A 3,908-nucleotide genomic window follows, 5' to 3' on the forward strand; every position below is an offset into this window, starting at 1 on the left:
TTAATAATAGAATTAAGCTCATTATTCGACAAAGCTATGGCTTTAAAAGCTTTGAATCTTTGCGAGAAAAGCTGTTAGCTTGTTTATTTAAATAAGATTTACTTATCCCCACAGGTACGGGAGAGCCCTTTTGTGGAGTCTAACACGGGTAAACATTTCACGAATTTGCTCTCTGACATCTGGCTCAAGAGCATAGAGTTTTTCTGTTATTTGCCGATCATTATAGTCGGTAACATCTTTGGTTAAATACTCTTTCATTCCTTGTTTGTAAAGGTCTGAAAGTCTTTTTTGTAATTCTTCATCTGTGTCCAACTCTAGCCACTGAAACTTTAATTCCTCATCTGGTTTGCGGTCTTCATCAACAATTTTGCAAAGGAATAGATTAAAAATTTTGTTGAATGCGTTTGGCTTATCGGAAACAACATTGTGACGAAGAATCTCGGCAAACTGATTAAAAATACGTCTACTGTCCTCTTCAGTTAATTCTTTTAATCTACCCCTTGTGAGTGCTTTTATCTCGATATCGTAAGCGTTTGCCCAATCATCAAAAATCCCGTTATCCTTAAAGTTTTTGTTCCAATGATAGAATACTTCTTTATCATTGTCTAATTCTTTCCAATGTTCATCAACTTTTACTATATCGTTTAAATATTCAATAACCCCGTTTGAAACCCTTGAAGCGTATAGACAAAGATATCTGGATGCTCGCCCTTTTGCATAATATGAAAACAGTTGCCCGCCGTATTTGAGCATATTTCGTTTCTCTTTCTCGTATTCTTCGCCCCAAGTTTTGCATTCAATCATTAAATAGGCTTTGCCCTCTTTATCACTAATAAGAATGTCCAGCTTGCCTTTCTCTTTTTTTCCCAATTGCCACTTGGTTTCTAATGAAAGTTTATCGGGCGGATAACCTTTTTCTAAAACTCTGTCTACACACTCCAATACAACAAAATTCTCGCTGTTTTTAAAGTTGCTAGTTGTCAGGTCGCCAACTTCTATTTTTGTTCCGTACTCAATTTTTTCTTGTTCAAAATTAACCTTCAGAACATAATCGTTATGCTTTGGATAATTTTTGTAATAAATATTATTTTCACCTTCTTGGGGCTTAAACCCTAGAAGGGTAATTAATTCTTCAATAACTTTCTTGTCGATTTTCATCGATTTCTACAAACCATTACTTGTTTGCCCAATTTTATAGAGTTGAAGTGCTAATATGGTTCTTTTTTCACTATATAAGGACTGATTAACCTTGAAGTATATGATGTAAGGTTTTTAAAACCCAGTTACTCAGATATACTCTATAACCTACTAGCTACGTGCTGATGAATTGTATCTAACCACACGGGAATCACAGGCTGACCAGATTTTAAGGAAATAATCGCTTTCTCCAAATCAAACTCTACCAGTTGGAGCGATCGCTCTTGCCGATTCCACGACAACATAAACCGCTCTTGTGAAGCCGGATTAGTAAACTTTGGCTGCTTTTCCTGCAACTGCTTCAAAGTCGTCGCCGCCGTTTCAAAACTCAACCCCGCAGACAAACAATATTCCATCGCCGCCAACGCCGCCAAATCAGAACGCGAGTAATAAACACTCCGCCCCGTACCCGTCCCACTAATCGTAGGCACAACAACCCCCTTCTCCCGCCAATACTGTAACTGACGAAGGGTACAACCCGTGATTTCAGCCGCTTGCTTACTAGTAAAGAACGTTTCTTGCATGAAACGATTCTATACACGGCTTTTTATTAGTCGTTCATGTTATTATTAGACATATTTGTTTAATACGGCTATGAGCATTATCACGATCCAGTGCCGTTTAGTTGCCAGTGAATCTACCCGCCGCCAACTCTGGGAGTTGATGGCAGAGAAAAACACGCCCCTAATCAACGAACTACTCGAACAGATTGGTCATCATCCCGACTTCGAGACTTGGCGAGAAAAAGGTAAACTTCCCGCTGATGTAGTTAAACAACTAGCTGAACCGCTTAAAACTGACCCTCGCTTTATTGGTCAACCAGGAAGGTTTTATACCAGTGCGATCGCGCTAGTGAAATACATTTATAAATCCTGGTTTGCTGTAATGATGCAGTTACAGTACCAACTGAAAGGGAAAATTCGCTGGTTAGAAATGCTCAAAAGCGATGATGAATTAGTAGAAACAAGCGGTGTTACTTTAGAAAATCTCCGCATAAAAGCTGCTGAAATATTAGCTCAGTGTACTCCCCAGCCTGACTCAATTGAATCTCAACAAAAGAAAACTAAAAAAGGGAAAAAAGCGAAAAAATCTAAAACATCAGATTCTCAGCCCAGTCTATTTACAAACTTATTTGACACTTATAACAGCACAGAAGAGATTATTAGCAAATCTGCGATCGTTTACTTACTTAAAAACGGTTGTAAATTGACTGATAAAGAAGAAGATCCTAAAGAATTTGCTAAACGTCGCCGGGAATCAGAAATTCAAATTCAACGCTTAACAGAACAGTTGTCTGATAGAATTCCCAAAGGACGGGATTTAACTAATACTAAATGGTTAGAGATATTAGCGATCGCTACTGAAAATGCCCCTGAAAATGAAACAGAAGCAAAGTCATGGCAAAACAAACTTTTAAGAAAATCTGCCACTGTACCATTTCCAGTCAATTACGAAACTAACGAAGATCTGACTTGGCTTAAAAATACCAAAGGTCGTCTCTGTGTCTACTTCAATGGTTTAAGTGAACATATTTTTCAAATATATTGCGACTCTCAACAGTTGCATTGGTTTCAAAGATTTTTAACAGACCAAGAAGTTAAAAGCAACAGCAAAGATCAACACTCCGCCAGCTTATTCACCCTTCGTTCAGGTAGAATAGCTTGGCAGGAAGGAGAAGGCAAAGGCGAACCTTGGAATATTCACCATTTAACTCTTTACTGTTCTGTAGACACTCGCCTTTGGACTGCCGAAGGTACACAACAAGTCCGAAAACAAAAAGAAGAAGAAATTGTCAAAATTCTCAGTAAATCTAAAGAAAAAAGTGACTTAACCAAAAACCAAAAAGCTTTTATACAAGGAAAAAACTCTACACTAGCGCGAATTAATAATCCCTTTCCTCGCCCTAGCCAACCTGTATATCAAGGTCAAACTCAGATTCTAGTTGGAGTTAGTATAGGTTTAGAAAGCCCAGCAACATTAGCAGTAGTAGATCCGATTACAAAAAAAGTTCTCACCTATCGTAGTATCCGTCAATTACTAGGCAAGAATTACAGATTACTCAACAGACAACAGCGACAAAAGCAGTCTTTATCGCATCAACGTCAAAAAGCACAAAGATTAGCATCTGGCAATCAATTCGGAGAATCAGAATTAGGACAGTATATCGATAGATTATTAGCTAAAGAGATTATTGCGATCGCTGTCACTTATAAAGCAGGTAGCATCGTCATACCGATATTAAGCAATAAGCGGGAGATAATCCAAAGTGAAATGCAAGCTTTAGCCGAACAAAAATGCCTAGAATATCAAGAAGGTCAGAAAAAATACGCTAAACAATATCGAGTTAGCATCCACCAATGGAGTCACGGCAGATTAATTGAATGCGTTAAGACTCAGGCAGCGAAATTTGGAATTGTAATTGAAAAAGCAAAACAATCAATTCGAGGTAGTCCCCAGGAAAAAGCAAGGGAATTGGCGATCGCCGCTTACAATTCTCGTAGCAGCGACTAAGTACTAGAAAAATTCGCACCTTGATAATAGAATAATTAATACACAATAGCGCCGCAGTTCATGCTTACTAAAGTCTGCTCCGAAAAACTTACCCAAATCTAACTAAACTTGTTAATTTGACATGGTGTTTCCTTCCTGCTTCAACCAAGGGTGTCGGCACCAACTTGTCCACAAGCGTTAATAAGTTCAGGTCGAGCCGA

At 38.3% G+C, this 3,908-nt stretch carries 3 protein-coding genes; 1 reads left to right on the plus strand and 2 read right to left on the minus strand.

Going from position 1 to position 3,908, the window contains the following annotated elements; all coding sequences use genetic code 11:
* Positions 1-102 precede the first annotated feature (102 nt).
* Both IQ264_RS31760 and IQ264_RS31765 read right to left on the minus strand, forming a co-directional pair.
* Complete coding sequence (locus IQ264_RS31760) at positions 103-1,158, minus strand: type I restriction enzyme HsdR N-terminal domain-containing protein (RefSeq protein ID WP_193986610.1); 1,056 nt, start codon at positions 1,156-1,158, stop codon at positions 103-105.
* A 140-nt stretch (positions 1,159-1,298) separates the two neighbouring features.
* The gene (locus tag IQ264_RS31765; RefSeq protein WP_193986612.1) at positions 1,299-1,721 is read right to left on the minus strand and encodes a MerR family transcriptional regulator; all 423 of its coding nucleotides are present in this window, start codon (positions 1,719-1,721) and stop codon (positions 1,299-1,301) included.
* A gap of 70 nt (positions 1,722-1,791) precedes the next feature.
* On the opposite strand from IQ264_RS31765, the gene cas12k reads away from it, so the two are divergent.
* Positions 1,792-3,708 carry a type V CRISPR-associated protein Cas12k gene (cas12k, locus tag IQ264_RS31770; protein WP_193986621.1) on the plus strand — a complete coding sequence of 639 codons (1,917 nt, stop codon included), beginning with the start codon at positions 1,792-1,794 and terminating at the stop codon, positions 3,706-3,708.
* Positions 3,709-3,908: the final 200 nt, after the last annotated feature.

Origin of the sequence: [Phormidium] sp. LEGE 05292 (assembly GCF_015207735.1) — a bacterium.
Taxonomy (GTDB): Bacteria; Cyanobacteriota; Cyanobacteriia; order Cyanobacteriales; family Aerosakkonemataceae; genus Floridanema.